This is a genomic window from Streptomyces sp. NPDC050997 (assembly GCF_040660135.1).
GTDB lineage: Bacteria > Actinomycetota > Actinomycetes > Streptomycetales > Streptomycetaceae > Streptomyces.
Genome location: NZ_JBFAGK010000019.1, coordinates 142,864 through 169,801, shown reverse-complemented (window position 1 = coordinate 169,801; position 26,938 = coordinate 142,864). Strand labels below are relative to the sequence as shown.

The following is a 26,938-nucleotide window of genomic DNA, read 5'->3' as shown; positions in this document are numbered from 1 at the left end:
TTGGCCGACCAGCAGGACGAGCAGCCAGACGACCAGCAGGACGACCAGCAAGGCAGGTCGCCGGACGAGCCGCCGGAGTTGCTCGATCTCTACCGGTTCTCGACCACGTGTCTCGCGTTGGGCATCCCCGAGGACAGGGTGGCCGGTGACTTCCTGTTCGGGCTGGAGGGACTCAGGCAGCGCGGAATTCTTCGCGTCGAGGACGTGGCGCGGGTGCGCGCCTACGCGGTGGGGGAGGGCGACGCACCCGAACAGTGGGCCGCAGGCTTCGCCGCCGGGTATCTCTCGGCCTGGGCGGCAGCGGTACTGCGTGTTCTGGACACGCGCGGTGTCGGGTTCTCCAAGGAACTCCATCGCGGCGTCAATCTGTGCCATGACGCGCAGCAGCTGACCCGCTTCCTGGATCGTGCCCTCACCGCGACGCAGCAGGCCGACCTGGTCACGGGGGAGACGAGCCCGCGGTCGCCGGACAGATCATAGAGAGCCCGGATGAGCATCATCGGGTCGGTATCGACGTAGCCGCGATCGATCGCTTCGAGGCATCGAGACATCGCTGAAGCGGACGCCTGGATGGCGAAACGGCTGTTCATGGAGAGCGAGTTGCTGCTGCCCAGCGGGGAGCGGCGGCATGTCGCTCGCCGAAGCGCTGTTGCTTTCCGGGGCAGTGGTGGGGTCACCGCGGCGAAGCGTCTATGCGGCAGACTCGACCGCATGCGTACTGCGTACAGCGTGGAGACGGTAAGGGCGGCCGAGCGGGAGCTGATGGCGCGGCTTCCGGACGGGGCGTTGATGCAGCGGGCGGCGGCCGGGCTTGCCGCTGCCTGCGCGGATCTGCTGGGGCGGGTGTACGGCAGCCGGGTCGTGCTGCTGGTCGGCAGTGGCGACAACGGGGGTGACGGGCTGTATGCCGGGGCCCGGCTGGCCCGGCGCGGGGCCGGTGTCACGGCGGTGCTGCTCGCGCCCGAGCGGACCCACGCCGGGGGACTGGCGGCCCTGCGGCGAGCGGGTGGGAGCGTCGCGGGGACCGGTGCGGCCGAGGAGTTGATCGAGCGGGCCGACCTCGTCGTCGACGGCATCGTCGGGATCGGCGGCAAGGGCGGACTGCGGCCGGACGCCGTGCCGCTCGCCACCGCCGCCGAGCGGTCCCGGGCCGCCGTCGTCGCAGTCGACCTGCCGAGCGGGGTCGACGTCGACACGGGCCAGGTGACCGGGGTAGCGCTACGGGCCGACCTCACCGTCACCTTCGGGACGCACAAGCCGGGGCTGCTGGTCGATCCGGCGCGGGAGTACGCCGGGTCGGTGCGGCTGGTCGACATCGGGCTGGAACTGCCGGACGAGCCCGATCTGGTGGCCTTGCAGCACGCGGACGTGGCGCGGCTGTTGCCGGTACCGTCCGCGGAGAGCGACAAGTACCGGCGGGGTGTTGTCGGGATCGCCGCCGGGTCCGCGCGCTATCCGGGCGCGGCGGTGCTCGCCGTGTCGGGGGCGCTGCGGGGCGGCGCCGGGGCCGTGCGGTACGTGGGGCCCGCCGGGGACGCGGTGGTCGCCCGCTTCCCCGAGACGCTGGTGTCGGACCAGGGGCCGAAGAAGGCGGGGCGTGTGCAGGCATGGGTCGTCGGACCGGGCGCCGGGGACGACGCCGCGACGGTGGCGCAGGTGCTGGCGGCGGACGTACCGGTGCTGATCGACGCGGACGGGCTGCGGCTGGCGGAGGCCGGTGCGGTACGGGCCCGTACCGCGCCCACCCTGATGACCCCGCACGCCGGAGAGGCCGCCGCGCTGCTCGGTGTCGCGCGGGAGGAGGTCGAGTCGGCTCGGCTTGCCTCGGTGCGGGAGCTGGCGGGGCGGTACGGGGCGACGGTGTTGCTCAAGGGCTCGACCACGCTGGTCGCGGGGCCTTCGGGCGGGGCGGTGCGGGTGAACGCCACGGGGACGTCCTGGCTCGCCACGGCGGGCAGCGGTGACGTGTTGTCGGGGCTGACGGGGTCGCTGCTGGCGGCGGGGCTGTCCGCACTGGACGCGGGGAGTGTGGGGGCGTATCTGCACGGGCTGGCCGGTCGGTTCGCGGCGGACGGGGCGCCGATGGGGGCGCATGATGTGGCGGCGGCGATTCCGGGGGCTTGGCGGGATGTGCGGGACGTGGAGGGGTAGGTGCGGTCCGGTGGGAGTGCGCGTTGGCGGTTTTACGCCCCCGCCGCCCCTTCCCGTCCCGACTCTGGGGGCTGCCGCCCCCAGGCCCCCGCTCCGGCCCTGAACGGGCCTTGTCCTCAAACGCCGGACGGGCTGAAGGCGGGCTGAACAGGTGACCCCGCCGCGCGGCGCCCCCCACGCACACCACTCTCACGTTTCTCTGATCGCATGATCAGCGGCCCTGGCCCCCGCCGGACCCGCCCACGCCGACCTGACCTAGGACCTGTCCTGGGCGTCCCGAAGGTCTGTCCGACCCCTCTGAGACACTGGGGGCGCGATGAGTGAGACAGCAGCCCCGCGGAGCGCGCCCCTGCGTGCCCGCGCCGAGATCGACCTGGCCGCCCTGCGGACCAACGTGCGGACCCTGCGCGCCCATGCGCCGGACGCGGCCCTGATGGCCGTGGTGAAGTCCGACGCGTACGGCCACGGGGCGCTGCCGTGTGCCCGCGCCGCGGTCGAGGCGGGAGCGAACTGGCTGGGTACCGCGACGCCCGAGGAAGCCCTCGCGCTGCGGGCCGCCGGGCTGCCCGGCCGCGTGATGTGCTGGCTGTGGACGCCCGGCGGACCCTGGCGGGAGGCGATCGAGGCCGACCTCGACGTGTCCGTCAGCGCGATGTGGGCCCTTCAGGAGGTCACGGCGGCGGCCCGGCTGGCCGGCACGCCCGCGCGCGTACAGCTCAAGGCCGACACCGGGCTGGGGCGCAACGGATGCCAGCCCGGCGAGGACTGGACCGAACTGGTCGCGTCCGCCCTGCGTGCCGAGCGGGACGGGCTGGTGCGTATCACCGGGCTCTGGTCGCACTTCGCCTGCGCCGACGAACCCGGGCATCCCTCCATCGCCGCCCAGCTCAAACTGTTCCGGGAGATGGTGGCGCACGCCGAGGGGCAGGGGGTACGGCCCGAGGTGCGGCACATCGCCAACTCGCCGGCCACGCTCACGCTTCCCGAGTCCCACTTCGACCTCGTCCGGACCGGGATCGCGGTCTACGGGCTCTCGCCCAGCCCCGAATTGGGCAGTTCCGCCGACTTCGGGCTGCGTCCGGTGATGACGCTGTCGGCGTCCCTCGCGCTGGTGAAGCGCGTTCCGGGAGGCCATGGCGTCAGCTACGGGCATCACTACGTCACCCCGGGCGGGACGACCCTCGGCCTGGTGCCCGTCGGCTACGCGGACGGCATCCCGCGGCACGCCTCCGGGACCGGACCGGTGCTGGTCGACGGCAAGTGGCGGACGGTGGCCGGGCGGGTCGCCATGGACCAGTTCGTCGTGGACCTCGGCGGCGCCGAGCCCGCGGCCGGCACGGAAGCCGTGCTGTTCGGGCCCGGTGACCGCGGTGAGCCCACCGCCGAGGACTGGGCGCAGGCCGCGGGCACCATCGGGTACGAGATCGTCACCCGGATCGGAACGCGCGTCCCCCGCGTCTATGTGAATGCGTCTGTGTGAATGCGGCTGCCTGGATATGACCGCCTGGACGCGTTTTCCTGAACGGGTCGACGCGTCTGCCCGAACGGGTCTATGTAATGCGTCCATGTGAATGAGCAACAAGCGGGGTAAGCGCACAGAGCGCGCTACGACAGAGGGTCCGGCAAGGAGGAGCGGTACGTGAGCGAGAGCAGTGCGGAGGCCGTCGTGGACGCCGCCGCGGCCGTCGCCGCCGCCACGGGGGCGGCCGGAGCCGGAAGCTGGCGCAGGGCGACCGGCTTCGCGGGCGCGGCGATAGGAGTGGTCGCCGCGGGCGCGGCCGCGGGCGTCGCCATCGAGCGGCTCACCGTCGGCCGCGGCATGCGCAGGAAGGCACGCCTCGCGCTGGACTCGACCGGCCCGTACGGCGGTCTGCGCGGCACGCCCGGCAAGGCGTACGCCGACGACGACACCGAGCTGTACTACGAGGTCGACGACGTGGAGCCGGAGGGCGGCTCGGCACCCCGGCGGCGTCGGCTCTTCGGCCGCAAGGCGCCCGCACCCGTCACCGTCGTCTTCAGCCACGGCTACTGCCTCAACCAGGACTCCTGGCACTTCCAGCGGGCGGCGCTCAGGGGCGTCGTGCGGACCGTGCACTGGGACCAGCGCAGCCACGGGCGGTCCGGGCGGGGCGTGGCCCAGACGCAGGACGGGACGCCGGTCAGCATCGAGCAGCTCGGCCGCGATCTGAAGGCCGTCATCGACGCCGCCGTACCGGAGGGACCGATCGTGCTGGTCGGACACTCCATGGGCGGGATGACGGTCATGGCACTGGCCGACGAGTACCCCGAGCTGATCCGCGAGCGGGTGGTGGCGGTCGCGTTGGTCGGTACGTCGTCCGGGCGGCTCGGCGAGGTGCACTTCGGGCTGCCGGTGGCAGGCGTCAACGCCGTACGGCGGGTGCTGCCCGGCGTGCTGAAGGCGCTGGGGCAGCAGGCGGCCCTGGTGGAGAAGGGGCGGCGGGCCACCGCCGACCTGTTCGCCGGGATCATCAAGCGGTACTCCTTCGCGTCCCGGGACGTCGACCCGGCCATCGCCCGGTTCGCCGAGCGGATGATCGAGGGCACGCCCATCGACGTGGTCGCCGAGTACTACCCGGCGTTCAACGACCACGACAAGACCGAGGCGCTCGCCCACTTCGCGGACATCCCGGTGCTGGTGCTGGCCGGGGTCCAGGACCTCGTCACGCCCAGTGAGCACAGCGAGGCCATCGCCGACCTGCTGCCGGACGCCGAACTGGTGCTCGTCCCGGACGCCGGGCACCTGGTGATGCTGGAACACCCTGAGGTGGTCACCGACCGCCTCGCCGACCTGCTCACCCGCTCGGGTGCCGTCCCGGCAGGGGCTACCGTAAGTGGCTATGGAAGCACCAGCGGCGTCGCACGACCCGGTTGAGACCGAGCTGACCGTCACCTCTCCCGAGCAGATGCGGGAGTTGGGCCGACGGCTCGCCAAACTACTGCGCGCGGGCGACCTCGTGATGCTCACCGGGGAGCTCGGCGCCGGCAAGACGACGCTGACCCGGGGACTGGGTGAGGGGCTCGGGGTCCGGGGTGCCGTGACCTCCCCGACGTTCGTGATCGCCCGGGTGCATCCCTCCCTGGGCGACGGTCCGCCCCTCGTGCACGTCGACGCGTACCGGCTCGGTGGCGGGCTGGACGAGATGGAGGACCTGGACCTGGACGTCTCGCTGCCCGAGTCGGTGATGGTCGTGGAGTGGGGCGAGGGCAAGGTCGAGGAGCTGACCGACGACCGGCTGGAGGTCCTCATCCACCGGACTGTCGGGACCGCGCCGCATCACGGGGAGACCGCGGGGGCCCCGGAGGTGGACGAGGTGCGGCACGTGACGCTGGCCGGGCTCGGGGAGCGTTGGGCGAGGGTGGACCTGAGCGTGCTGTCCGCCTGACGTCAGAGATGCAGCGGCTGACGTCATGGACGCACCGCCTGACGTCATGGACGCAGCGACTTGATGAATGTTCCGACAAGACGTCGGCAAGATGTTGCGTTCGGTGTCTCGCACGTGGTCACATGGTATCCAGTCCGTAGTTAGGTCTACCTAACTACGCCCGCCCCCGAACTTCAGGAGGCGTCCATGTCGGCCACAGAGAGCAAGGCGCAGCCGCAGCCGCAGCCGAACGCGGTAGCCGGAGTGTCCATGCGTGACCTGCTGGCGTCGTGCGCCGCCGCGAACGCCGTCTCCACTCCGCCGCGCGTGCCCGACCCGCAGGCGGTGGAGCGACCCGCCGAGCACCGTAAGGCAGCCTGAACAACCCTGCGAGGTCAGCGGATGACGACGACCCTCTCGCCGATCGTCGCGAACCGCCACAGCGCGTCGCCGTCCGCGCGGGACTCGCGGATGCCACCCGTCCTGACCTTCGGAGCGGGGGCCGACTTCGGGGCGCCCACCGCCGCGCTGAAGCCGACCGTCACGCCGTCCACGCTGGTGAAGCGGACGACGTGCTCGATGGGGGTGCCGTCGGTGCCGGTGACCGAGTTGGAGCGGGACGTGACCGCGTAGGTGTCCGGCGCCGGGTCGAGGTCGCCCGGGGTGACCTTGAACGTACGCCTGACCTTGTTGTCCCCGCCCACCAGCCACACCTGGCCCTTGCCCAGCGAGTACACGACCCGCTTGCCCTTGCCGGAGGCGGCGGGCAGGTCGGCGGGGCTCCTCGTGGAGGTCTTCGCGGTGGCCGCTGAGGGCGTGCCGCTCGGGTGCGGTCCGGCGAGGTCGGCGGGGACGCTCGCGGAGGCCTGGTAGGCGAGGAAGCCGACGCCCGCGAGGGCCACCACCGTGAGCCCGGCCACGAACCCGGCGCTGCTGCTTGTCACGCTCGTCCACCTCTGTGTCGTACGCCAGCTTCGTGGCGAAGGTAGCAGCAGGTGACCGCCTGCCCCGGACGTCCGACACGGCGCCCGCGGAGCCGTAGGCTGTTTGCGTGCTCTTGCTCGCTCTGGATACCGCCACCCCCGCCGTCACCGTCGCGTTGCACGACGGTGCCGACGTCGTCGCCTCGTCGAGTCAGGTGGACGCGCGCCGGCACGGGGAACTGTTGCTGCCGGCCGTGGACCGGGTGCTCGCCGAGGCCGGTCTGAAGCTCGACGCGGTCACCGGGATCGTCGTCGGCACCGGTCCCGGCCCCTACACCGGACTGCGCGTCGGACTGATGACCGCCGACACCTTCGCACTCGCCCTCGGCGTCCCCGTGCACGGTGTGTGCACGCTGGACGGACTCGCCTACGCGGCCGACATCGAGAAGGGCCCCTTCGTCGTGGCGACCGACGCCCGGCGCAAGGAGGTCTACTGGGCGACGTACGCCGACTCCCGTACGCGGCTCACCGACCCCGCCGTCGACCGGCCCGCCGACATCGCCGACCGGGTCGCCGGGCTGCCCGCCGTCGGCGCGGGCGCGCTGCTGTACCCGGACACCTTCCCCAGCGTCCACGAACCCGAGCACGTCTCGGCCGCCGCCCTCGCCGCCTTGGCGGCCGAGAGGCTCGGCGCGGGCGAGGAACTCCCCGCGCCCCGGCCGCTGTACCTGCGCAGGCCCGACGCCCAGGTCCCCAAGAACTACAAGGTGGTCACCCCCAAGTGACCGAATCGACCGAGACCTCGCGACTGCGCGAGATGCGCTGGTGGGACATCGACGCCGTGCTGGAACTGGAGCGGGACCTCTTTCCCGAGGACGCCTGGTCGCGCGGGATGTTCTGGTCCGAGCTGGCCCACTCCCGGGGCTCCCGGGCGAACCGGCGGTATGTCGTCGCCGAGACCGCCGACGGCCGGATCGTCGGGTACGCGGGACTGGCCTCCGCCGGGGAGCTGGCCGACGTACAGACCATCGCCGTCGCCCGCGACCTCCAGGGCTCCGGGCTCGGCCGCGTGCTGCTGACCGAACTGCTGCGGGCCGCCACCGCCTTCGAGTGCGCCGAAGTGATGCTGGAGTGCCGGGTCGACAACCTCCCCGCCCAGAAGCTGTACGAACGCTTCGGCTTCGAGGCCATCGGCTTCCGGCGCGGCTACTACCAGCCCGGCAACGTGGACGCCCTGGTGATGCGTCTGACCCCGGCATCCGACAGCGGCGCCGCCGCGGGACCGACCTCTGTACAAGGAACCGAGACCCATGGCTGACGAACCGCTCGTCCTCGGCATCGAGACCTCCTGCGACGAGACCGGTGTCGGCATCGTCCGTGGCACCACCCTGCTGGCCGACGCGATCGCGTCCAGCGTCGACGAGCACGCCCGCTTCGGCGGGGTCGTGCCGGAGGTCGCCAGCCGGGCGCACCTGGAGGCGATGGTGCCGACCATCGAGCGCGCGCTGAAGGAAGCGGGGGTGAGCGCGAGAGACCTCGACGGCATCGCCGTGACCGCCGGCCCGGGGCTCGCCGGGGCGCTGCTGGTCGGTGTCTCCGCGGCGAAGGCGTACGCCTACGCGCTCGGCAAGCCCCTCTACGGCGTCAACCACCTCGCCTCCCACATCTGCGTGGACCAGCTGGAGCACGGGGCGCTGCCCGAGCCCACGATGGCGCTGCTGGTGTCCGGCGGCCACTCGTCGCTCCTGCTGTCGTCCGACATCACCTCCGACGTACGGCCGATGGGCGCGACCATCGACGACGCGGCCGGCGAGGCCTTCGACAAGATCGCCCGGGTGCTGAACCTGGGCTTCCCCGGCGGTCCGGTCATCGACCGGTACGCGAAGGAGGGCGACCCGTCGGCCATCGCGTTCCCGCGCGGTCTGACCGGGCCGCGCGACGCGGCGTACGACTTCTCCTTCTCCGGTCTGAAGACGGCCGTGGCCCGTTGGATCGAGGCCAGACGGGCGGCGGGGGAGGAGGTGCCGGTGCGGGACGTGGCGGCCTCCTTCCAGGAGGCGGTCGTGGACGTGCTGACCCGCAAGGCCGTGCGGGCCTGCAAGGACGAGGGCGTCGACCACCTGATGATCGGCGGCGGTGTCGCCGCCAACTCCCGGCTGCGGGTGCTTGCCCAGGAGCGCTGCGAGGCCGCCGGGATCCGGCTGCGGGTGCCCCGGCCCAAGCTGTGCACGGACAACGGGGCGATGGTGGCGGCGCTGGGCGCGGAGATGGTGGCGCGCAACCGGGCGGCGTCCGGCTGGGACCTCTCGGCGGACTCCTCGCTGCCGGTGACGGAGACGCATGTCCCCGGCCACGACCACGTTCACGAGGTCAGCAAGGAGAACCTGTACCCGTGACGGTCGCGTTGATGTGGGAGGCGCGGGCGGTCGACGGGCGGGGCGAGCAGCTGCTGGCCTGGGCGCGGGCGCAGGACCTCGCCCAGGAGCCGCTGCGCCGGGAGACCCTCCGGGCACCGGGGGACCGGGTGCTGGTCATCACGTGGTGGGACGCGGCGTACGACGCCGACCTGCCCGAACTGCCGGAGCCGGACGGGGAGTTGGTCACGCGGGCGGTGCACCGGTGGCGGTTCGAGTCGGTGGCGGCGGGCTGACCGGGGAGTACGCGAGCCGCCACGGTTCGTCCCTGGAGTCGTTGCGCCACAACAGGACCCCGTTCCGACGCTCCCAGCGGGCGGCGACCAGGCCGTCGCTCAGCCAGTCCAGCGCCATCCACCACAGGACCAGGATCACGACCGGGTCCCAGAAGAGGGACAGCGTCAGAGCCACCGTCAGGAAGCCGACGAAGGCCATCGGGCTGAAGGGGCGACGACGCAGGGTGTCGCCGTCCGCGGGCGGGTCCGCCAGAGGGACCGCCGCCTCGTAGGTCCGTGTCCTGCCGACCACCTTGAGCCGGGACGACCTCACCCCCGCCCACAGAGCCACGACGACGGTCACCACGGCGAAGGGGAGCAACCAGGTGCCGGACAGCTCCGGAAGTCCGCGGACCACGCACAGCACCACCGCCGTGACGGCCAGGGCGGCCGCCGCGCCGATGGCCGCCCTCAGCTCGAAGTGGACGTACCGGACCATCGCATCCCCCGTGTTCCCGATGCCCCGGTGCCGGATCACCCCACGTCCGACACCTCCGTCTCACAGCGCAGCCGACGGTCCGGGCCCAACTCCCGTACCGGACCTGTGAGGTTCAGCCGGGCGGTGTGCCGTACGTCCGCGCTGGACACTGCCAACCGTAGTTCGAGCGCGCCCGGTTCGACCACCCTTCGGCCGGAACGGTCGGTGAAGGCCGAATGATCCCCGTGGAAGCGGAAGGTGACACGGGCTGACTCGCCGGGTTCGAGGGACAGCCGCTGGTAGCCGATCAGCCGTACGTCCGGACGCGTGACGCTCGCCACCGGGTCGTGCAGATACAGCTGGACGACCTCGGCGCCCGTGCGGTCGCCCGTGTTGCGGACCGTCAGCGAGATGTCGTACGACCCGTCCGTGTCGAACCGCGCCGGCTCGGCGCCGCCCGTGAAGTCCTCCCACACGAACTCCGTGTAGGAACGGCCGTGTCCGAAGGGGTACAGCGGGGTCGGGTCCAGGTTGCTGACCTCGGCGCGCAGGCCCAGCGGGGGCTGGAGGTAGGTCCAGGGCTGGCCGCCGGGGATGTGCGGGACGCTCACCGGGAGGCGGCCGGAGGGGTTCACGCGGCCCGACAGCGCACCCGCGACCGCGGGGCCGCCCTCCTCCCCGGGGAAGAACGCCTGGACGACCGCGGCGAGTCTGCCCTGCCAGCGGCCGAGCGCGTAGGGGCGGCCGGTCAGCAGCACCAGCACCACCGGGACGCCGGTCGCCACCAGGGTGTCCAGCAACTCGGCCTGGACGCCCGGCAGTCGCAGGTCCGTCGCGTCGCAGCCCTCGCCGGAGGTGCCCCGGCCGAACAGTCCCGCCCGGTCGCCGAGCACCGCCACGCACACGTCCGCCTCGGCGGTCCTGGCTACCGCCTCCTCGAACCCCGTGGTGTCGGGGTCGGAGACCTCGCAGCCCTCCGCGAACGTGACCTTCGCGTCCGGGAGTTCGGCGCGCAGCGACTCCAGCAGGGTCGGGATCTCGATGCCCGTCGGTACGTCGGGGTGCTCCGTGAGGACGTGGGACGGGAAGGAGTAGCAGCCGAGCATGGCGAGGGAGTCCGCCGCGCGCGGTCCGACCACCGCGATCCGGGTGTCCGGGGCCAGGGGGAGCAGGCCGTCCGGGTTGTCCAGCAGAACCACGGACTCCTCGGCCAGGCGGCGGGCCAGGGCACGGTTCGCCGTCGAGTCCAGGTTGATCCGGCCGGTCGGCTCGGGCCGCCAGTCCTCGTCCAGGAGGCCCAGTTCGCACTTCTGGAGCAGGACACGGTGGGCCGCCCGGTCGATCAGGTCCTGCGGGACCTCGCCCGCCCGGACCGCGTCCAGGAGCGGAGTGCCGTAGCACTTCAGGGTGGGGAGCTCGACGTCGATGCCCGCGGTGAGCGCCACATGTGCCGCCTCCGCCTCGGTTCCGGCGACCCGGTGCAGGGTCTGCAGGAAGCCGATGCCGAAGTAGTCGGAGACCACGGTGCCGGTGAACCCCCAGCGTTCCCGCAGGAGTTCGGTCAGCAGGCCCGGGTCCGCCGACGCCGGGACGCCGTCCGTGTCGGTGTACGCGGCCATCACCGAGCGGGCGCCGCCCTCCCGCAGGGCCATCTCGAAGGGCGGGAGCGTCACGTCGGCGAGCTCCCGGATCCCGGCCCGCACGGGAGCCTGGTTGCGGGCGCCGGCCGAGGAGGCGTACCCGGCGAAGTGCTTGAGGGTGGCGATGATCCCGGCCGATTCGAGGCCGCGGACGTAGGCGGAGGCGACCGTGCCGACCAGGTACGGGTCCTCGCCGATGGTCTCCTCGACCCTGCCCCAGCGCGGATCCCGTACGACGTCCAGGACCGGTGCGAGGCCCTGGTGGACGCCGACCGAGCGCAGGTCGTCGCCGATGCGGCGGCCCAGCTCCTCGACCAGAGCGGGGTCGAAGGTCGCGCCCCAGGCCAGCGGCACCGGGTAGGCCGTGGCCTGCCAGGCGGTGAAGCCCGCCAGACACTCCTCGTGGGCGAGCGCGGGGATGCCGAAGCGACCGGCCTCGACGATACGGCGCTGGGCGCGGGCCAGTGCCTGCGCGCCCAGCGCCGGGTCCACGGGCGCCGTGCCGAAGGGGCGGGTGAGCTGGCCCAGGCCATGGGTGATCAGCTCGTCCCATTCATGGGCGGAGGAGCCGGCGGTCATCTCGCGTTGGAGGGGGGCGACCCCGTCGCCGTCCGTGCTGGCGCCCACCCAGACGCCGTACAGCTGGGCGGTCTTCTCCTCCAGGGTCATCCGGGAGAGGAGGTCGTCGACGCGGGCGGCGGCGGGCAGGGCGGGGTCACGCCAGGGGGCGGTGGTCATGAAACTCCTGTCGGGGTGGAAGGCCCTCTCGCGAATGTTTCGAGATGCAAGTCGAATGTTTTGGGAACCTAGGGCGGGGAGAAGGGTTCGTCAAGAGGTCGCGCAGGGATACGATCGCCGCCATGACACCCCCGGAGCCCGCTGAAACCCGGTCGACAGCCCCGACAGCCGGACGGTCCGCGCAGACCGCGACGCTCGCCGAGATCGCCCGGGAGGCCGGCGTTTCGGCGCCGACAGTTTCGAAGGTCCTCAACGGCCGCGCCGATGTGGCCCCGGCGACCCGCAGCCGTGTGGAGGATCTGCTGCGCGCCCACGGCTATCGGCGCCGTCGTGCCGAGGCGAGCCGTTCGCCCCTGATCGACCTGGTCTTCCACGAGTTGGAGAGCGCCTGGGCGATGGAGGTCATCCGGGGCGTGGAGAACGTGGCCCGGGAGGCCGGGCTGAGCGTGGTGCTGAGCGAGAGCGCCGGACGGCTCACCCCCGGACGGACCTGGGCCGACCAGGTCGCCGCCCGCCGCCCGCACGGCGTGATCCTGGTGCTGTCCGGCCTCGACGAGTCCCAGCGCGCCCTGCTCAACAGCCGGTCCATCCCGTTCGTCGTGATGGACCCGGCCGGCGATCCGGGGGCCGACGTGCCCTCGATCGGCGCCACCAACTGGCAGGGCGGGCTCGCCGCCACCCGGCATCTGGTCGAACTCGGGCACACCCGCGTCGGGGCGATCAGCGGGCCCTCCCGGATGATGTGCAGCCGCGCCCGGATCGACGGCTACCGGGCGGCCCTGGAGACCGCCGGGCTGCCCGTGGACCCGGAACTGATCGCGACCGGCGACTTCCACCACGAGGCCGGCTACCGGCAGGGACTGGAACTGCTGCGCCGCCCGGACCGGCCGACCGCCGTCTTCGCCGGCAACGACCTCCAGGCACTCGGGCTGTACGAGGCCGCGCGCGAGCTGGGGCTCAGGATCCCGGAGGACCTGAGCGTGGTCGGCTTCGACGACCTGCCGGTGGCGCCCTGGGTGGGGCCGCCGCTGACGACCGTACGACAGCCGCTGACCGAGATGGCGGAGGCGGCCGCGAAGCTGGTCCTCGACCTCGGGCGGGCGGAGGGCACTCCCGCGGCGACCCGGGTGGAGCTGGCGACGAGCCTGGTCGTGCGGGCCAGCACGGGGGCGCCCGCTGGGGCGTAGCCGCTCTCCACGCTGCTCCGAAGCCAGTCGGTTGTATGGTCGAAACTTTCGGAGATGGATGGCGGTCCGTGTTGAGAAGTGTGAGATTTTCCGAAGAAAACCGCCGCTCGCCGCCGTTCCTAACAATCCCCTAATAATTCGGACGTACGTTCTTCCCTGTGACGGCAGACGACGCGAACGACGGGGCTGGGAACGCGGGCAGACGAAGAGGCCGGCGGTCGACAGCGCTCAGGGCCGCCGGTCTCACCCTGACGGGAGCCCTTGTCCTGGGCATCGCGGCGGCGGGCTGGGCGTACTGGCATCTCAACAACAACATCCAGAGCGTCGACATCAACAGCGCGCTCGGCGACGACCGTCCGCCCAGGGCGGTGACGACCCCGTCCCCCTCCGCTTCCGCCGCCGCCCCGCTGCCCACCGGGTCCCTGAACATCCTGGTCCTGGGCTCGGACTCGCGCAGCGGCGAGGAGAACCAGGCGCTCGGCGGCGGGGACAGCGAGGGCGCCCGGTCCGACACCGCGATGGTCGTGCACCTGGACGCGGGCCGGACGAAGGCCACCGTGGTCAGCATCCCGCGCGACACGCTCGTCACCCGGCCCTCCTGTCCATTGTCGTCGGGCGGGTCGACGGCGGTGGCGTACAACGCGATGTTCAACAGCGCGTACTCGGTGGGCGGCCCGGTGTGCGCGGTGAAGACGGTCGAGTCCCTCACGGGCGTCCGCATGGACCACTACGTGGAGATCGACTTCTCGGGCTTCGCGAAGCTGGTGAACGCCCTCGGCGGCGTCACGGTCACGACGGACGAGGACATCGACGACGACGACAGTCATCTGACCCTGCGGGCGGGCACCCACCACCTCGACGGCGACCAGGCCCTCGCCCTCGCCCGCACCCGGCACGGCATCGGGGACGGCAGCGACCTCGGCCGCATAGGTCTCCAGCAGAAGCTGGTGAAGGCCCTGCTGGAGCAGATCGCCTCCACGAACCTGCTCACCGATCCCGCCGGGCTGTACGAGGTCGCCGACTCGTTCACCGGCAGCCTCACCACCGACACCGGCCTGGACTCGCTGACCGAGCTGATGCGCCTCGGCCAGAGCCTGAAAGGCCTGTCGTCCAGCCAGATGACGACGGTGACCATGCCGGTCGTGACCGCGCCCTCGAATCCCAACCGGGTGGTCGCAAAGGAGCCGGAGGCGAGCGACCTGTGGAAGTCGCTGCGGTGACCGGGAAAAAATCCTCGGAGAATTTCCGCGACGGTGTCGATCCAGGCGTCTCCCGATCGACGCAGGGGTGAGAGGCCGGGAACGACCCGGCCCGTACGGCACGAGGAGTCACCATGCCCCGTTACCTGTCGCTCGTGAAGACCGACGAGAACGCCGGACCCACCGAGGGACCGAGCCCCGAGCTGATGCAGCGGATGGGCGAGCTGATCGAGGAGATGACCAAGGCGGGGGTCATGCTCGACACCGCCGGGCTGACCCCGTCGGCGCAGGGGACCCGGGTGCACTGGGACGGACAGCGAACGACCGTGACCGACGGGCCCTTCACCGAGGCCAAGGAGGTCATCGGCGGCTACGCACTCATGCAGTGCAAGGACCGCGCCGAGGCACTCGAGTGGACCAAGCGGTTCCTGAAGATCCACGGGGAGCAGTGGCGGGTCACCTGCGAGGTGCGAGAGATCGTGGAGGGCTGAGTCTCCTTCCGAGTCTCCTTGGTCTCGGGCCTCGCGGGGTGTTGCATGGAGGGTTGTGACCACACAGCCCTCCGCCACCGACCCGCGCGCAACGGTGGAGACCGTCTTCCGCATGGAGTCCCCGCGCATCATCGCCGGTGTCGCCCGTATCGTCCGGGACATCGGCATCGCCGAGGAACTGGCCCAGGACGCGCTGGTCGCGGCCCTGGAGCAGTGGCCGCGGGAGGGCGTCCCCGACAACCCGGGCGCCTGGCTGACGGCCACCGCCCGGCGCCGGGCCGTCGACCTGATCCGCCGCCGGGAGAACTACGCCCGCAAGCTGGCCGAGATCGGCCGGGACCTGTCGTACGCGGCACCGCCCGAGGAGCCCGCCGACCCCGAAGACATCGACGACGACCTGCTCCGGCTGGTCTTCACCGCCTGCCACCCGGTCCTGTCCCCCGAGGCCCGCACCGCCCTCACGCTGCGGCTGCTCGGCGGTCTGACCACGCCCGAGATCGCCCGCGCGTTCCTGGTGCCGGAGGCGACGGTCGCGCAGCGCATCGTCCGGGCCAAGCGCACGCTCGCCACGAAGAACGTCGCCTTCGAGGTTCCGTACGGCCCCGACCGCGAGGCCCGCCTCGGCTCCGTCCTCGACGTCATCTACCTGATCTACAACGAGGGGTACGCGGCCACGGCCGGCGACGACTGGCTGCGCCCGGGCCTGTGCGAGGACGCCCTGCGGCTGGCCCGTGTGCTGTCCGGCCTGATGCCGAAGGAGCCCGAGGTGCACGGTCTGACCGCGCTGCTGGAGTTCCAGACGTCCCGCGCGGCCGCCCGCACCGGCCCGTCCGGCGCGCCCGTCCTCCTCAGGGACCAGAACCGCAGCCGCTGGAACCGTCTGCTCGTCGCCCGCGGCATCACCGCCCTCGGCCGCGCCGACGCCACCGGCGGCGCCCCCGGCCCTTACGCCCTCCAGGCCGCCATCGCCGCCTGCCACGCGATCGCGGGCTCCTACGAGGAGACCGACTGGCCCCGGATCGCCACCCTGTACGGTCTGCTCGCCGCCCGCGCGCCCTCCCCGGTCGTCGAACTCAACCGCGCGGTCGCCGTGTCGATGGCGGACGGTCCGGGCCCGGCCCTGGAGATCGTCGACGCCCTCGCCGCCGAACCCGCCCTGCGCGACTACCACTTGCTGCCGAGCGTGCGCGGTGATCTGCTGCTGCGGCTGGGCCGCCCGCAGGAGGCGCGGGCGGAGTTCGTACGGGCGGCGGAGCTGACGCGGAACGAACGGGAACGGGAGTTGCTGCTGAACCGGGCGGCCGAGGCGTCCTGAGCCTCGTCAGGCGGGGTGCCCAAGAAGCATCGTGGGGGCTCCCGCGACCCGGGTCAGGAACACGGTCGCCGAGTTCGGCCCGTGCTGCTTGGGGAGGGCCTTGCGGCGCAGTTCCTCCGGCTCCACCGCCGACCCCCGCTTCTTCACGGTCAGGACGCCGACCTCGCGTTCCCGCAACAGGGCCTTCAACTTCTTGACGTTGAACGGGAGTTGGTCGGTGATCTCGTACGCGGAGGCGTACGGGGTCACATGCCGCTCGTCGGCCGTGATGTAAGCGATCGTGGCGTCGAGCAGCCCGCCGTCGAGCTGTTCGGCGACCTCGGCGACCAGGTGGGCGCGGATGACGGCGCCGTCGGGCTCGTACAGGAACCGGCCGACCGGGCGGACCTCGGGGTCGGGGAGACCTCGGGAGAGCAGGGTGCGCGGTCCCGGCAGCAGGGTGGCCCGGACGGCGCCCGGCTCGGTGCCGAACCACAGCACGGCCTCCTTCACGTCCCCGCCGTCCGAGATCCACTCGGCCTCCGCCTCGGCGGGGACGGCCTCGTGCGGGATGCCCGGGGCGACCTTCAGGGCCGCGTGCGGGGCCTGGAGTGCGGCTCGGACGGCCCACGACAGGGGCGGCGAGTATGCCTCCGGATCGAAGATCCGGCCCCGGCCGCTCCGCCGCGCCGGGTCGACGAACACGGCGTCGTACGAAGCCGTGTCCACCTCGGTGACATCCGCCTCCCGCACCTCGACGAGGCCGGCGAGGCCCAGCGCGTCGGCGTTCGCCCGGGCCGTGTGGGCCGTCAGCGGATCCCGGTCCACGGCGAGCACCCTGATCCCCGCCCTGGCGAGCGCGATCGCGTCGCCGCCGATCCCGCAGCACAGGTCGGCCACGGAGCGCACACCGAGGGCCTTGAGCCGCTGCGCGCGGTACGTCGCCACGCTCGCCCGGGTCGACTGCTCGACCCCGTTCGGGGTGAAGAACATCCGCCCGGCGTCCTCGGCCCCGAACTTCGCCGCCGCCCGCTGCCGCAGCAGGGCCTGCCCGAGTGCCGCCGACACCAGGGCGGCGGGATGGTCGCGGCGCAGCCGGGTGGCGACGGCGAGTTCGTCGGCGGGGGCGGTGCCGCGCACTTCGTCGAGGAGGGCGCGGCCCTCGGGGGTGAGGAGGGGAGCGAGGTCGTTCACCGGCTCATTGTGGGCCAGTCGGTGGATGGTCCGCCTCCGGCGGCGGTGTCACCGAGGGTTCGCGGCGCTGGCCTGCGAGGATCCGGCACCATGCGGTCAGTAGGACAAAATTACAACAACAGGTCTTTGTGGCGTAATTGGTCTTCTCGGCGGCTCCGATCCGTTCAACCCCCGTGGTCCTCCCGGCAGCTTCGGTCCTCGCTGTGGGTGAAGGGCGGTATCGCCGTGCTGGCCACCGCCGCCATCGTCTCGGGCTGCGCGCAGGACGGCGACGTCGAGGCGCCGCCCGCTCCCGGCCCGGCCCGCGCCCTGGACCAGTACGCCGCCAGGCTGCGCGCCGCGCACCGGGCCCGGATGGCGGTGGCCGAGCGCTGGGGCCTCAAGAAGGTCCCGCTGATGGCACCGGCGCCCCCGGCGGTGAAGCCGAGGATCACCACCCGTGAGGGCTTCGAGGTCGACGGCCACCGGGAACTGAACCTGCCCCCCGTCTTCACCACGGTCCCCACCAAGGAGAAGGTCGTCTTCCTCACCATCGACGACGGGGCCGAGAAGGACCCGGAGTTCCTGCGGATGATGAGCGAGCTGCGGATCCCGTACACCGCCTTCCTCAGCGACTACCTGATCAAGGGCGACTACGGCTACTTCGGGAAGATGCGGGACCGGGGGGTCGTACTCAACAACCACACCCTCCACCACCCCTACCTGCGGGGGATGTCGTACGCCCGCCAGAAGTACGAGATCTGCGGCATGCAGGACGTGATCGAGGAGCGCTACGGCAAGCGGCCCAGGCTCTTCCGCCCGCCCTTCGGCAGCTACGACAGGGCCACCCTGCGCGCGGCGAAGAGCTGCGGGGTCCGGTACGCCCCGCTGTGGAACGAGGAGGTCTTCGTCGACCACTGGGACTACCGCGAGTGGGGCCGGGGCCTCCACCCCGGCGACATCGTGCTCACCCACTTCCGGGGCCGGGGCAGCTGGAAGGGCACGATGCCGGACATGGTCCGCCGGTTCCTGAACAAGGTCACGCGCGAGGGGTACGCCGTGGGCCGCCTGGAGGACTACCTGTGAGGCGGTGGGCGCCGGCGGCCGCGGTCCTGGCGCTGACTCTCCTCGCCGGCTGCGCGCAGTCCGTCGACCCCATCGAACGGCTGGGTGAGAAGGCGGCCGGGCGGGTGGGCTCGCTCGGCCCGTCCGGGGTGGGGGAGCCCGCGTACCGCCGCTGGGGCCTGGCAGGTCCACTGCCGCCCGCCCCGCGGCCTCCCGCCCGGCCCGCCGCCCCGCACACCGCGGGCCCGGGCCTGACGCCCGTGGTGGACCGTGTCCGTACGACCGACAAGGTCGTCTTCCTGACCTACGACGACGGCGCCGAGAGGGACCCCCGGTTCGTCGACCTGGTCCGTGAACTGCGGCTCCCGGTCAGCATGTTCCTCACGGACAGTGTCGTCGGACCGGGGTACGGCCACTTCGCGCGTCTGCAGGCGGTCGGCGCGAGCATCCAGAACCACACCCTCGACCACGCCGCCCTGCGCGGGCTGCCCTACGCCGGCCAGCGCGCCGAGATCTGCGGCCAGCAGGACAAACTCAGGTCCCGCTTCGGCATCCGCCCCCACCTCTTCCGCCCGCCCTACGGCGCGTACGACACGACGACCCTGCGCGCGGCCACCGACTGCTCAGTCGCGGCGGTCGTCCTGTGGCGGGCGTCCATGGAGGGCGAGCGGCTGACCTTCGCGAAGGGGGAGAGCCGGCTGCGGGCGGGGGACATCGTGTCGGTGGCGTCGGGCGAGTCCGCCGCCGAGCCGCTGCGGGAGCGGACGGTACGGCTGCTGAGGGAGATCCGGGAGGCGGGCCTGACGGTGGGGAGGCTGGAGGACTACCTTTGACGCCCTCTCCTGCCCAAAGGCAGGAGATTCCGGTCCGTACCTCCCCCAGCTCTCGGCTTCGCTCGAGCAGGGGGGACCCCCATCGCGGTACCACCATGGGTTCCTGTTTCACAGGCCACCGCCGACCGGTGAGGGTCGGTCTTACACGGCCTCCGCAGGCCTGACTTCCCGCCCGTCCGGCGGTAGGTCCGACAACTCCGTTGTCGGACAAGGCGATCTTAGCCATGCCGCTGCGCCCCTCCGGGCCACTACGGGCAGGATGCCCTACACCTCCACCCTGAAGGGTGGAGCACTGGGCAAGTGTTCGGTAGCGGGAGCCCGGGCGGCAGGCGCTCCGGCACCAGGCCCGTGGACGGTGAACACCGGACCAAAACCGCGCCGCGCGCCGCACGAATTGGCACTCCGCTTGACCGAGTGCTAATCGCGGTCATAGTCTCGGACCTGGCACTCCCCACTGGAGAGTGCCAACTAGCGACGGGCAGGTCCGGCACCCGCGACGACGGATCCACCTGGTCGCCACCTCAGACAGTTAACCCCGTGAGATCTCCGAAGGGGGAGGTCGGATCGTGACGACCACCAGCTCCAAGGTTGCCATCAAGCCGCTCGAGGACCGCATTGTGGTCCAGCCGCTCGACGCTGAGCAGACCACCGCCTCTGGCCTGGTCATTCCGGACACCGCCAAGGAGAAGCCCCAGGAGGGCGTCGTCCTGGCCGTCGGTCCGGGCCGCTTCGAGAACGGCGAGCGACTTCCGCTCGACGTAAAGACCGGCGACATCGTGCTGTACAGCAAGTACGGCGGTACCGAGGTGAAGTACAACGGCGAGGAGTACCTCGTCCTCTCGGCTCGCGACGTGCTCGCGATCATCGAGAAGTAGTTCACCTCGCTTCGCTTCACCGCGAAGCACATTGCATTGAGCTGCGCCCCTGGCCCCCCGCGATCACTAGTGAGCCGGGTGCCAGGGGCGCGGCTAATTTCACCTAGATTTCCGAGAGGGCTCACGCTCCCATGGCGAAGATCCTGAAGTTCGACGAGGACGCCCGTCGCGCCCTCGAGCGCGGCGTCAACAAGCTCGCCGACACGGTCAAGGTGACGATCGGCCCCCGCGGCCGCAACGTCGTCATCGACAAGAAGTTCGGCGCTCCCACCATCACCAACGACGGCGTCACCATCGCCCGTGAGGTCGAGGTCGAGGACCCGTTCGAGAACCTCGGCGCCCAGCTGGTGAAGGAGGTGGCGACCAAGACCAACGACATCGCGGGTGACGGCACCACCACCGCCACCGTGCTCGCCCAGGCGCTCGTACGCGAGGGCCTGAAGAACGTGGCCGCGGGCGCCTCCCCGGCCGCCCTGAAGAAGGGCATCGACGCCGCGGTCAAGGCCGTGTCCGAGGAACTCCTCGCGACCGCCCGACCGATCGACGAGAAGTCCGACATCGCCGCCGTCGCCGGCCTGTCCGCCCAGGACAGCCAGGTCGGCGAGCTCATCGCCGAGGCGATGGACAAGGTCGGCAAGGACGGTGTCATCACCGTCGAGGAGTCCAACACCTTCGGTCTGGAGCTGGACTTCACCGAGGGCATGGCCTTCGACAAGGGCTACCTGTCGCCGTACTTCGTGACGGACCAGGAGCGCATGGAGGCCGTCCTCGACGACCCGTACATCCTGATCACGCAGGGCAAGGTCTCCTCCATCCAGGACCTGCTGCCGCTGCTGGAGAAGGTCATCCAGACCAACTCCTCCAAGCCGCTGCTGATCATCGCCGAGGACGTCGAGGGCGAGGCCCTCTCCACCCTCGTCGTGAACAAGATCCGTGGCACCTTCAACGCGGTCGCGGTCAAGGCTCCCGGCTTCGGTGACCGGCGCAAGGCCATGCTCCAGGACATCTCGGTCCTGACCGGCGCCACCGTCGTCGCCGAGGAGGTCGGCCTCAAGCTCGACCAGGTCGGCCTCGAGGTGCTGGGCTCCGCCCGCCGCGTCACGATCACCAAGGACGACACGACGATCGTCGACGGCGCCGGCAAGACCGAGGACGTCCACGGTCGCGTCGCCCAGATCAAGTCCGAGATCGAGAACACCGACTCCGACTGGGACCGCGAGAAGCTCTCGGAGCGCCTCGCGAAGCTGGCCGGCGGCGTGTGCGTGATCAAGGTCGGCGCCGCCACCGAGGTGGAGCTGAAGGAGAAGAAGCACCGTCTGGAGGACGCCATCTCCGCGACCCGCGCCGCGGTCGAGGAGGGCATCGTCTCCGGTGGTGGCTCCGCGCTGGTCCACGCCGTCAAGGTCCTCGAGGGCAACCTCGGCAAGACCGGCGACGAGGCCACCGGTGTCGCGGTCGTCCGCAAGGCCGCCGTCGAGCCGCTGCGCTGGATCGCCGAGAACGCCGGCCTCGAGGGTTACGTCATCACGGCCAAGGTCGCCGAGCTCGACAAGGGCCAGGGCTTCAACGCCGCCACCGGTGAGTACGGCGACCTGGTCAAGGCCGGCGTCATCGACCCGGTGAAGGTCACCCGCTCCGCCCTGGAGAACGCCGCCTCCATCGCCTCCCTGCTCCTGACGACCGAGACCCTGGTCGTCGAGAAGAAGGAAGAGGAAGAGCCGGCTGCCGGGGGCCACGGTCACTCCCACTGAGGACCCCGCTCGCAGAGGGCCCCGTTCCGCACTCAGGTGCCGGAACGGGGCCCTTCCCCTTCGCGGGTCACGGTGCCCTGCCGGGACCGTCGTCCCTCGGCGGCGGTCCCCGAGTCTCCCTGCGGGGTGCAGGACCTTCGCGTCGAGCTACCTCTCCAATGCGTCCAGCGCACCCAGCTGCTGCATCAGGCCCAGCTGGTCGTGTTGCCACCAGGTCTCTGCGATCTTCCCGTCAGGCGCGAACCGGAACGTGGTCGTCCCGGTCATCGTGACCCGCTTTCCGGTGGCGGGAATCCCCATGAAGTCCGCCTTGTGGGTGGCGTTCCAGGTCCACCGTGCGCAGGCCCGGTCGCCCTGGGTGATCAGGTCGTCGACCGTGAACACGAAGTCGAAGGCGGCCCGCCACATCCGGAACTCGGCGCGGGCGGAGTCCAGCCCGATCATGTCCTGCGGGTTGATCGGATTGTGGCTGTGGATGTCCTCCCGGAGCAGGTCGTTCATCGGGGGCAGATCGCCGGCGGTCGCCAGCGCCTCGAAGAACCGCCGCGCGTTCGCCGCGTACAACTGCTCGTCCCGCACCACTTCCAGGTCCGTGAACGTCGGCCTCTCCTCGCACAGGGCGACCATCTCCCGGAAGATCCGGTCGGTCTCCGGCAGTCCGGAGTTCCGCATCGCCTCCTCGTAGGAGGGGAACTCCACGATCTCGATGAGGTGCGACGCGTCGGCGCGGTCCTTGCCGACCAGCGCGTGCGTCGCGGTCCGCTTCCCCTTGGTCTGCTCGACCCATGTGTCCAGCAGCCGGTCCACCTCGTCGAACCGGCTGGTCCTGCAATCGATGAGCTGTACGAACGTCATGACGTCGCCTCCGGCCCCCCTGGGCACGGTTTCCGTCCCGACAATTGTCCCACCGGAGGGGCGACGTCACCCGCCCGCTACTGAGGCCCGTACTTACGCCCCGTCTTCGAGGAGATCCCGCCCAGCAGCGAGCGCGGCGTCACCTTCACCAGCCCCATCAGCGCCTTGTACCTCGGGTCCGGAATCGACAACGACTTGCCGCGCGCCAGATCCGCCAGCGCCGCCGCCACCAGCTTGTCCGCGTCCAGCCACATCCAGCCCGGGATGTTGTCCGTCCCCATCCCGGCCCGCTCGTGGAACTCCGTGCGCACGAACCCCGGGCACAGCGCCATCAGCCGCACCCCGCTGCCCGCCATGTCCCTCGCCGCGCCCTGCGTGAACTGCACGACCCACGCCTTGGACGCCCCGTACGTCCCGCGCGGCACGAACGCCGCCACCGAGGCGACGTTGACGACACCCCCGCGCCCCCGCTCCCGCATCGCCTCGGTCGCCGCCGACGTCAGCCGCAGCACCGCCTCGCAGTGCACCTTGAGCATGGTCAGCTCTTCGGCCATGGGTACGTCGAGATAGCGGCCCTTGCTGCCGAAGCCCGCGTTGTTGATCAGCAGGTCGACAGGGTTCTTGCGGTCGCCGAGCCGGGCGGCCACCGCCTCGATGCCGTCGTCCGTCGCCAGGTCGGCGGTGAGGACCCCCGCCTCGATGCCGTGCCGGTCGTGCAGTTCGGTCGCCTGTTCCCGCAGTCGCTTGGTGTCCCGGGCGACCAGGACGAGGTTGTGCCCGTCCGATGCCAGCCGCCGTGCGAACGCGGCACCGATGCCCGCGGTCGATCCCGTGATGAGAGCCGTTGTCATGACGCAAGGTTAGTGACCCGGACTGTGCCCGTCCGCTCCCTGCACAGGGCCTCCCGGTGCGTGAAGACCGGGCCTACCGCCCTTTTGTGAGCGACCGTCGCGACAGCCTCGTATCGGATGTTCCTGAGTGACCGTCAGGAGCCTTGCGCCGCCGTGTACTTGAGGGCATCGGCCAGCACCTCCGGGTGCAGCGCCTCGCCCGCCGGAAGGAGCCGCGGCAGCAGTTCCCGCTCGGTCGTGACCGCGCGGAACTGCAGGGCCACCGTCACGTCGTGCTCCGGCCGGTGCACGACCTCTATCGGATCGCCGGCCCTGATCTCCCCGGGCCGGATCACCCGCAGATACGCACCCGGCGCGCCCTTCCGCGTGAACCGCTTCACCCAGCCCCGCTCACCCAGGTGCCCCTGGAAGGTGCGGCACGGTATCCGCCCGCAGGTCACCTCCAGCACCACCTCCGCCCCGATGCGCCAGCGCTCGCCGATCAGCGCGCCGGACACGTCGAGACCCTCGGTGGTGAGGTTCTCGCCGAACGAACCGTCGGGCAGCGCCCGCCCCAGCTCACGCTCCCAGCCGTCGAGGTCCTCGCGCGCCATCGCGTACACCGCCTGGTCGTCGCCGCCGTGGTGCTGTCGCTTGCACACCGCGTCCCCGGCCAGCCCACTCCCGGCGATGCCCTTGGGGCCGGGCGCCGCCACCCGCACCGCCTCCCGCACCGGCTGCTTGTCGATGCCGGTCACACCCTCCGGGTTATCCGTGTACGGCACGGCCTTCGCCCGGCCCAGGTTCACAGACAGAAGCTTCATGAGGGCACGGTACGAGGCGGTCGGCGAAAGCGGCCACGCATTATTCGGCATCACCTCCAAGGCCCGCTTATGCTCGGTCCCGTGATCGAGGCCCGTCATCTGCGTGTTCTGCGTGCCGTCGCCACCACCGGTTCCTTCTCGGCGGCGGGGCGTGAACTGGGCTGCACCCAGCCCGCAGTCAGTCAGCAGATGAAGGCCCTGGAGGCCTCCGTGGGCACGCCCCTGCTGATCCGCAGCGGACGCGAGATGCGGCTGACCCAGGCCGGCGAGGCCCTGGTCCGGCACGCCGCCGGGATCCTCTCCGGGCTCACCGCGGCCGAGGAGGAGGTCGCAGCGATCGCGGGGCTGCGCGCCGGGCGGGTCCGGCTGGTCTCCTTCCCCAGCGGCAGCTCCACCCTCGTCCCGATGGCCCTGGCCGCCCTGCGCGCCGAACACCCCGGCACCCGCGTCTCGTTGGAGGAGGCCGAGCCGCCCCGGTCCGTCGAGCTCCTGCGCGAGGGCGACTGCGACGTGGCCCTCGCCTTCCGCTACGAGGGGGCCGCGGGCGCGGAGGAGTGGCACGACCTCGTCGTACGGCCCCTGCTCACCGACCGGCTCGTCGCCCTCGTCCCGGAACGGCACCGGCTCGCGCGCGCCGGAACCTCGGGGTCCGTCGCCATCGGCGAGCTGGCCGAGGAGCCGTGGATCGCGGGCTGCCCGCGCTGCCGCGGTCAACTGGTCGAGGTGTGCGAGGGCGCCGGCTTCACGCCCCGCATCGACTTCGCGACCGACGACTATCCGGCGGTGGTGGGCCTGGTGGGCGCCGGCCTCGGCGTCGCCGTCCTGCCCCAGCTGGCCATCGAGTCCGTCCGGCCCCGAGGGGCACGCACCGTGACGCTGGAACCGGCGGTGCGGCGGGAGATCGTCGCGCTCACGCTGCCCGACCTGGCGCAGGTGCCGGCGGTGGCGGCGACGCTGGACCAGCTGACGCGGGCGGCGGCCCGCCAGCGAAACGTGGAAAAGCACGCCGGGGAACAGTAAGGGCACGCTGCGTGAGCGTGCCCGGGATAGCAGAAACGTTCCTTCAAGTGTTCGAGACACTGTCCCCGGCGGTCGCCGACGCCGACACCAGCCGGTGGCGTGCCCGCCCCATCAATTCCTCGCGCTCGTCCTCGGTCAGCCCGCCCCAGACGCCGTACGGCTCTCTCACCGCCAGTGCGTGCGCCGCGCACTGTGCGCGCACCGGGCACCTCATGCAGACCTCCTTGGCCGAGTTCTCGCGAGCGCTCCGGGCCGCCCCGCGCTCTCCCTCCGGGTGGAAGAAGAGCGAGCTGTCCACCCCTCGACAGGCGGCCAGGAGCTGCCAGTCCCACAGGTCTGCGTTCGGTCCGGGAAGTCGGGAGAAATCTGCCATTGCGTGACCCCTTGTAACCGATCTGGGAGGTTGTCGATCTCAGCGGTGTCCACGACCGTACATCTACGATCTAAGGAGATGAAAATATGACTCATTGCGAATCTAGCTCCAGACACCAGAAAATGGGAGGAAAAGGGTCTGAATGGGGCACGGGTTGTGATGAAACGCTGCGGGTCCGCCGCGCATGTCTGCACCGTGTCCGCGCCCTCACGTAGAGTGCCGAAGATGGCACACGGCCCCGTAACTCTTTCGAGTGACCGTCGTTAAGAGTGCGGAGGCGGTTGAAAACACAAACGCTCGGACAGGCGTCCGAGTCGGTCGACCGCACAGGTGACGATTTCGTACCAGCCTGGAGGCTCAAGGTGACGTGCATCAGCTGCGGAGGGCGGCCATGACATCCGTCCTCGTCTGCGACGACTCCCCGCTTGCCCGAGAGGCGCTCCGCCGCGCGGTCGCGACCGTGCCCGGCGTCGAGCGCGTGACGACCGCGGCCAACGGTGAGGAAGTCCTCCGCCGCTGGGGCGCCGACCGTTCGGACCTGATTCTGATGGACGTACGCATGCCCGGTCTGGGCGGCGTCGAGACCGTCCGGCGGCTGCTGTCCGCCGATCCCGGTGCGCGCATCATCATGCTCACGGTCGCCGAGGACCTCGACGGCGTGGCCCTCGCGGTCGCCGCCGGCGCCCGGGGATACCTCCACAAGGACGCCTCCCGCGCCGAGCTGCGCGCCACGGTGACGCAGGCGCTCGCCGACCCCACGTGGCGGCTCGCGCCGCGTCGGCTGCGGTCCGCCGAGATGGGGGCGGCGCCGACACTCACCGCGCGTGAGATCCAGGTGCTGGAGGGCATGAGCCACGGTCGCTCCAACGCGGAGATCGGTCGTGAGCTGTTCCTTTCCGAGGACACGGTCAAGACGCACGCGCGGCGGTTGTTCAAGAAGCTCGGTGCTTCGGACCGGGCTCACGCTGTGGCGCTCGGGTTCCGGTGGGGCCTGGTTCGCTGAGAGCTCGGTCATACAGGCAGTCGTATGGCTGCGGGTCGTTCATGCTGGTCGCGCAGTTTCCCGCGCCTCTTTGGGGGCGCGGTCGCGACGCTGTTCAAGCGGCCCATTCGGCGCCCGCTGCTCGTTTCGCCGCGGATGCCGCATCCTTGAGGTGTGGAGTTCCTCGGGAACAAGTCGGTCGAGCGGAAGGGGAGGGCGCAGGGAATGAGTTCCGGCGCACTTG

At 71.5% G+C, this 26,938-nt stretch carries 28 protein-coding genes; 20 read left to right on the top strand and 8 right to left on the bottom strand.

Annotated features, from left to right (window positions below):
- From AB0H86_RS33655 to AB0H86_RS33630, 6 genes are all read left to right on the top strand, one after another.
- Window positions 1-480: a hypothetical protein gene (locus AB0H86_RS33655; protein ID WP_362447549.1), complete on the top strand. Its 480-nt coding sequence runs from the start codon at window positions 1-3 to the stop codon at window positions 478-480.
- A 231-nt stretch (window positions 481-711) separates the two neighbouring features.
- Complete coding sequence (locus AB0H86_RS33650) at window positions 712-2,151, top strand: NAD(P)H-hydrate dehydratase (protein ID WP_362447546.1); 1,440 nt, start codon at window positions 712-714, stop codon at window positions 2,149-2,151.
- Window positions 2,152-2,467: 316 nt separating this feature from the next.
- Entirely contained in the window at window positions 2,468-3,631 is a 1,164-nt protein-coding gene (gene alr, locus AB0H86_RS33645; RefSeq protein WP_362447543.1) for an alanine racemase, read from the top strand.
- Between the two features lie 159 nt (window positions 3,632-3,790).
- The gene (locus AB0H86_RS33640) at window positions 3,791-5,044 is read left to right on the top strand and encodes an alpha/beta hydrolase (RefSeq protein ID WP_362447540.1); all 1,254 of its coding nucleotides are present in this window, start codon (window positions 3,791-3,793) and stop codon (window positions 5,042-5,044) included.
- Window positions 5,010-5,555 carry a tRNA (adenosine(37)-N6)-threonylcarbamoyltransferase complex ATPase subunit type 1 TsaE gene (gene tsaE / locus AB0H86_RS33635; RefSeq protein WP_362447537.1) on the top strand — a complete coding sequence of 182 codons (546 nt, stop codon included), beginning with the start codon at window positions 5,010-5,012 and terminating at the stop codon, window positions 5,553-5,555. Before AB0H86_RS33640 ends, tsaE begins: the two co-directional genes overlap by 35 nt.
- Window positions 5,556-5,741: 186 nt before the next feature.
- On the top strand, window positions 5,742-5,915 hold the full coding sequence (locus tag AB0H86_RS33630) for a hypothetical protein (protein ID WP_362447534.1): 174 nt from the start codon (window positions 5,742-5,744) through the stop codon (window positions 5,913-5,915).
- Window positions 5,916-5,929: 14 nt separating this feature from the next.
- On the opposite strand, the gene AB0H86_RS33625 is transcribed toward AB0H86_RS33630, so the two are convergent.
- Window positions 5,930-6,478 carry a hypothetical protein gene (locus AB0H86_RS33625; protein WP_362447531.1) on the bottom strand — a complete coding sequence of 183 codons (549 nt, stop codon included), beginning with the start codon at window positions 6,476-6,478 and terminating at the stop codon, window positions 5,930-5,932.
- 107 nt (window positions 6,479-6,585) lie between these two features.
- Here AB0H86_RS33625 and tsaB point away from each other — a divergent pair, with 107 nt between their 5' ends.
- The 4 genes from tsaB to AB0H86_RS33605 are packed head-to-tail and all read left to right on the top strand — an operon-like array spanning window position 6,586 to window position 9,107.
- Window positions 6,586-7,242: a tRNA (adenosine(37)-N6)-threonylcarbamoyltransferase complex dimerization subunit type 1 TsaB gene (gene tsaB / locus AB0H86_RS33620; RefSeq protein WP_362447528.1), complete on the top strand. Its 657-nt coding sequence runs from the start codon at window positions 6,586-6,588 to the stop codon at window positions 7,240-7,242.
- A gap of 32 nt (window positions 7,243-7,274) precedes the next feature.
- Entirely contained in the window at window positions 7,275-7,775 is a 501-nt protein-coding gene (gene rimI, locus AB0H86_RS33615; protein ID WP_362447628.1) for a ribosomal protein S18-alanine N-acetyltransferase, read from the top strand.
- The gene (tsaD, locus tag AB0H86_RS33610; protein WP_362447525.1) at window positions 7,768-8,853 is read left to right on the top strand and encodes a tRNA (adenosine(37)-N6)-threonylcarbamoyltransferase complex transferase subunit TsaD; all 1,086 of its coding nucleotides are present in this window, start codon (window positions 7,768-7,770) and stop codon (window positions 8,851-8,853) included. Before rimI ends, tsaD begins: the two co-directional genes overlap by 8 nt.
- The gene (locus AB0H86_RS33605) at window positions 8,850-9,107 is read left to right on the top strand and encodes a hypothetical protein (RefSeq protein ID WP_362447522.1); all 258 of its coding nucleotides are present in this window, start codon (window positions 8,850-8,852) and stop codon (window positions 9,105-9,107) included. Before tsaD ends, AB0H86_RS33605 begins: the two co-directional genes overlap by 4 nt.
- Here AB0H86_RS33605 and AB0H86_RS33600 read toward each other — a convergent pair.
- Window positions 9,058-9,624 (bottom strand): hypothetical protein, encoded by a 567-nt coding sequence (locus AB0H86_RS33600; protein ID WP_362447519.1) that lies wholly within the window; start codon window positions 9,622-9,624, stop codon window positions 9,058-9,060. The two genes, AB0H86_RS33605 and AB0H86_RS33600, sit on opposite strands and share 50 nt — an antisense overlap.
- A complete protein-coding gene (locus AB0H86_RS33595) occupies window positions 9,621-11,942 on the bottom strand; it encodes a glycoside hydrolase family 3 N-terminal domain-containing protein (protein ID WP_362447516.1) in 2,322 nt (773 codons plus the stop codon). Before AB0H86_RS33595 ends, AB0H86_RS33600 begins: the two co-directional genes overlap by 4 nt.
- 122 nt (window positions 11,943-12,064) lie before the next feature.
- Between AB0H86_RS33595 and AB0H86_RS33590 the strand changes: the two genes are divergently transcribed.
- The 4 genes from AB0H86_RS33590 to AB0H86_RS33575 all read left to right on the top strand — a co-directional run bounded on the left by AB0H86_RS33590 (window position 12,065) and on the right by AB0H86_RS33575 (window position 16,134).
- Window positions 12,065-13,129 (top strand): LacI family DNA-binding transcriptional regulator, encoded by a 1,065-nt coding sequence (locus tag AB0H86_RS33590; RefSeq protein WP_362447513.1) that lies wholly within the window; start codon window positions 12,065-12,067, stop codon window positions 13,127-13,129.
- A gap of 158 nt (window positions 13,130-13,287) precedes the next feature.
- Window positions 13,288-14,349 (top strand): LCP family protein, encoded by a 1,062-nt coding sequence (locus AB0H86_RS33585; RefSeq protein WP_362447510.1) that lies wholly within the window; start codon window positions 13,288-13,290, stop codon window positions 14,347-14,349.
- Between the two features lie 113 nt (window positions 14,350-14,462).
- Window positions 14,463-14,819: a YciI family protein gene (locus tag AB0H86_RS33580; RefSeq protein WP_362447507.1), complete on the top strand. Its 357-nt coding sequence runs from the start codon at window positions 14,463-14,465 to the stop codon at window positions 14,817-14,819.
- Window positions 14,820-14,931: 112 nt separating this feature from the next.
- Window positions 14,932-16,134: an RNA polymerase sigma factor gene (locus AB0H86_RS33575; RefSeq protein ID WP_362447625.1), complete on the top strand. Its 1,203-nt coding sequence runs from the start codon at window positions 14,932-14,934 to the stop codon at window positions 16,132-16,134.
- A 6-nt stretch (window positions 16,135-16,140) separates the two neighbouring features.
- On the opposite strand, the gene AB0H86_RS33570 is transcribed toward AB0H86_RS33575, so the two are convergent.
- Entirely contained in the window at window positions 16,141-17,307 is a 1,167-nt protein-coding gene (locus AB0H86_RS33570) for a methyltransferase domain-containing protein (protein ID WP_362447505.1), read from the bottom strand.
- A gap of 207 nt (window positions 17,308-17,514) precedes the next feature.
- On the opposite strand from AB0H86_RS33570, the gene AB0H86_RS33565 reads away from it, so the two are divergent.
- The 4 genes from AB0H86_RS33565 (at window position 17,515) to groL (ending at window position 21,810) form a co-directional block, all read left to right on the top strand.
- Entirely contained in the window at window positions 17,515-18,372 is an 858-nt protein-coding gene (locus AB0H86_RS33565; RefSeq protein ID WP_362447502.1) for a polysaccharide deacetylase family protein, read from the top strand.
- Window positions 18,369-19,184 carry a polysaccharide deacetylase family protein gene (locus tag AB0H86_RS33560; protein ID WP_362447499.1) on the top strand — a complete coding sequence of 272 codons (816 nt, stop codon included), beginning with the start codon at window positions 18,369-18,371 and terminating at the stop codon, window positions 19,182-19,184. Before AB0H86_RS33565 ends, AB0H86_RS33560 begins: the two co-directional genes overlap by 4 nt.
- A gap of 566 nt (window positions 19,185-19,750) precedes the next feature.
- A complete protein-coding gene (gene groES / locus AB0H86_RS33555) occupies window positions 19,751-20,059 on the top strand; it encodes a co-chaperone GroES (protein ID WP_003998759.1) in 309 nt (102 codons plus the stop codon).
- Between the two features lie 131 nt (window positions 20,060-20,190).
- Complete coding sequence (groL, locus tag AB0H86_RS33550) at window positions 20,191-21,810, top strand: chaperonin GroEL (RefSeq protein WP_362447496.1); 1,620 nt, start codon at window positions 20,191-20,193, stop codon at window positions 21,808-21,810.
- A gap of 147 nt (window positions 21,811-21,957) precedes the next feature.
- Here groL and AB0H86_RS33545 read toward each other — a convergent pair whose 3' ends face one another.
- The 3 genes from AB0H86_RS33545 to AB0H86_RS33535 form a co-directional block, all read right to left on the bottom strand.
- A complete protein-coding gene (locus AB0H86_RS33545) occupies window positions 21,958-22,665 on the bottom strand; it encodes an ester cyclase (protein ID WP_362447493.1) in 708 nt (235 codons plus the stop codon).
- Window positions 22,666-22,742: 77 nt separating this feature from the next.
- Entirely contained in the window at window positions 22,743-23,516 is a 774-nt protein-coding gene (locus tag AB0H86_RS33540) for an SDR family oxidoreductase (protein ID WP_362447490.1), read from the bottom strand.
- Between the two features lie 134 nt (window positions 23,517-23,650).
- Complete coding sequence (locus tag AB0H86_RS33535) at window positions 23,651-24,319, bottom strand: MOSC domain-containing protein (RefSeq protein WP_362447487.1); 669 nt, start codon at window positions 24,317-24,319, stop codon at window positions 23,651-23,653.
- Window positions 24,320-24,400: 81 nt separating this feature from the next.
- On the opposite strand from AB0H86_RS33535, the gene AB0H86_RS33530 reads away from it, so the two are divergent.
- A complete protein-coding gene (locus AB0H86_RS33530) occupies window positions 24,401-25,339 on the top strand; it encodes a LysR family transcriptional regulator (RefSeq protein WP_362447484.1) in 939 nt (312 codons plus the stop codon).
- Between the two features lie 43 nt (window positions 25,340-25,382).
- Here the strand turns inward: AB0H86_RS33530 and AB0H86_RS33525 are convergent, their stop codons facing one another.
- Window positions 25,383-25,712 (bottom strand): WhiB family transcriptional regulator, encoded by a 330-nt coding sequence (locus tag AB0H86_RS33525; RefSeq protein WP_362447481.1) that lies wholly within the window; start codon window positions 25,710-25,712, stop codon window positions 25,383-25,385.
- Between the two features lie 391 nt (window positions 25,713-26,103).
- On the opposite strand from AB0H86_RS33525, the gene AB0H86_RS33520 reads away from it, so the two are divergent.
- Window positions 26,104-26,715 carry a response regulator transcription factor gene (locus tag AB0H86_RS33520; RefSeq protein WP_003948568.1) on the top strand — a complete coding sequence of 204 codons (612 nt, stop codon included), beginning with the start codon at window positions 26,104-26,106 and terminating at the stop codon, window positions 26,713-26,715.
- The last annotated feature ends 223 nt before the right edge of the window (window positions 26,716-26,938 follow it).

Coding starts and splice junctions, on each gene's coding strand:
- AB0H86_RS33650 (WP_362447546.1), top strand. CDS start 712: ATGCGTACTGCGTACAGCGTGGAGACGGTAAGGGCGGCCGAGCGGGAG.
- alr (WP_362447543.1), top strand. CDS start 2,468: ATGAGTGAGACAGCAGCCCCGCGGAGCGCGCCCCTGCGTGCCCGCGCC.
- tsaE (WP_362447537.1), top strand. CDS start 5,010: ATGGAAGCACCAGCGGCGTCGCACGACCCGGTTGAGACCGAGCTGACC.
- AB0H86_RS33630 (WP_362447534.1), top strand. CDS start 5,742: ATGTCGGCCACAGAGAGCAAGGCGCAGCCGCAGCCGCAGCCGAACGCG.
- rimI (WP_362447628.1), top strand. CDS start 7,275: ATGCGCTGGTGGGACATCGACGCCGTGCTGGAACTGGAGCGGGACCTC.
- tsaD (WP_362447525.1), top strand. CDS start 7,768: ATGGCTGACGAACCGCTCGTCCTCGGCATCGAGACCTCCTGCGACGAG.
- AB0H86_RS33595 (WP_362447516.1), bottom strand. CDS start 11,942: ATGACCACCGCCCCCTGGCGTGACCCCGCCCTGCCCGCCGCCGCCCGC.
- AB0H86_RS33590 (WP_362447513.1), top strand. CDS start 12,065: ATGACACCCCCGGAGCCCGCTGAAACCCGGTCGACAGCCCCGACAGCC.
- AB0H86_RS33580 (WP_362447507.1), top strand. CDS start 14,463: ATGCCCCGTTACCTGTCGCTCGTGAAGACCGACGAGAACGCCGGACCC.
- AB0H86_RS33575 (WP_362447625.1), top strand. CDS start 14,932: ATGGAGTCCCCGCGCATCATCGCCGGTGTCGCCCGTATCGTCCGGGAC.
- groL (WP_362447496.1), top strand. CDS start 20,191: ATGGCGAAGATCCTGAAGTTCGACGAGGACGCCCGTCGCGCCCTCGAG.
- AB0H86_RS33545 (WP_362447493.1), bottom strand. CDS start 22,665: ATGACGTTCGTACAGCTCATCGATTGCAGGACCAGCCGGTTCGACGAG.
- AB0H86_RS33540 (WP_362447490.1), bottom strand. CDS start 23,516: ATGACAACGGCTCTCATCACGGGATCGACCGCGGGCATCGGTGCCGCG.
- AB0H86_RS33535 (WP_362447487.1), bottom strand. CDS start 24,319: ATGAAGCTTCTGTCTGTGAACCTGGGCCGGGCGAAGGCCGTGCCGTAC.
- AB0H86_RS33525 (WP_362447481.1), bottom strand. CDS start 25,712: ATGGCAGATTTCTCCCGACTTCCCGGACCGAACGCAGACCTGTGGGAC.
- AB0H86_RS33520 (WP_003948568.1), top strand. CDS start 26,104: ATGACATCCGTCCTCGTCTGCGACGACTCCCCGCTTGCCCGAGAGGCG.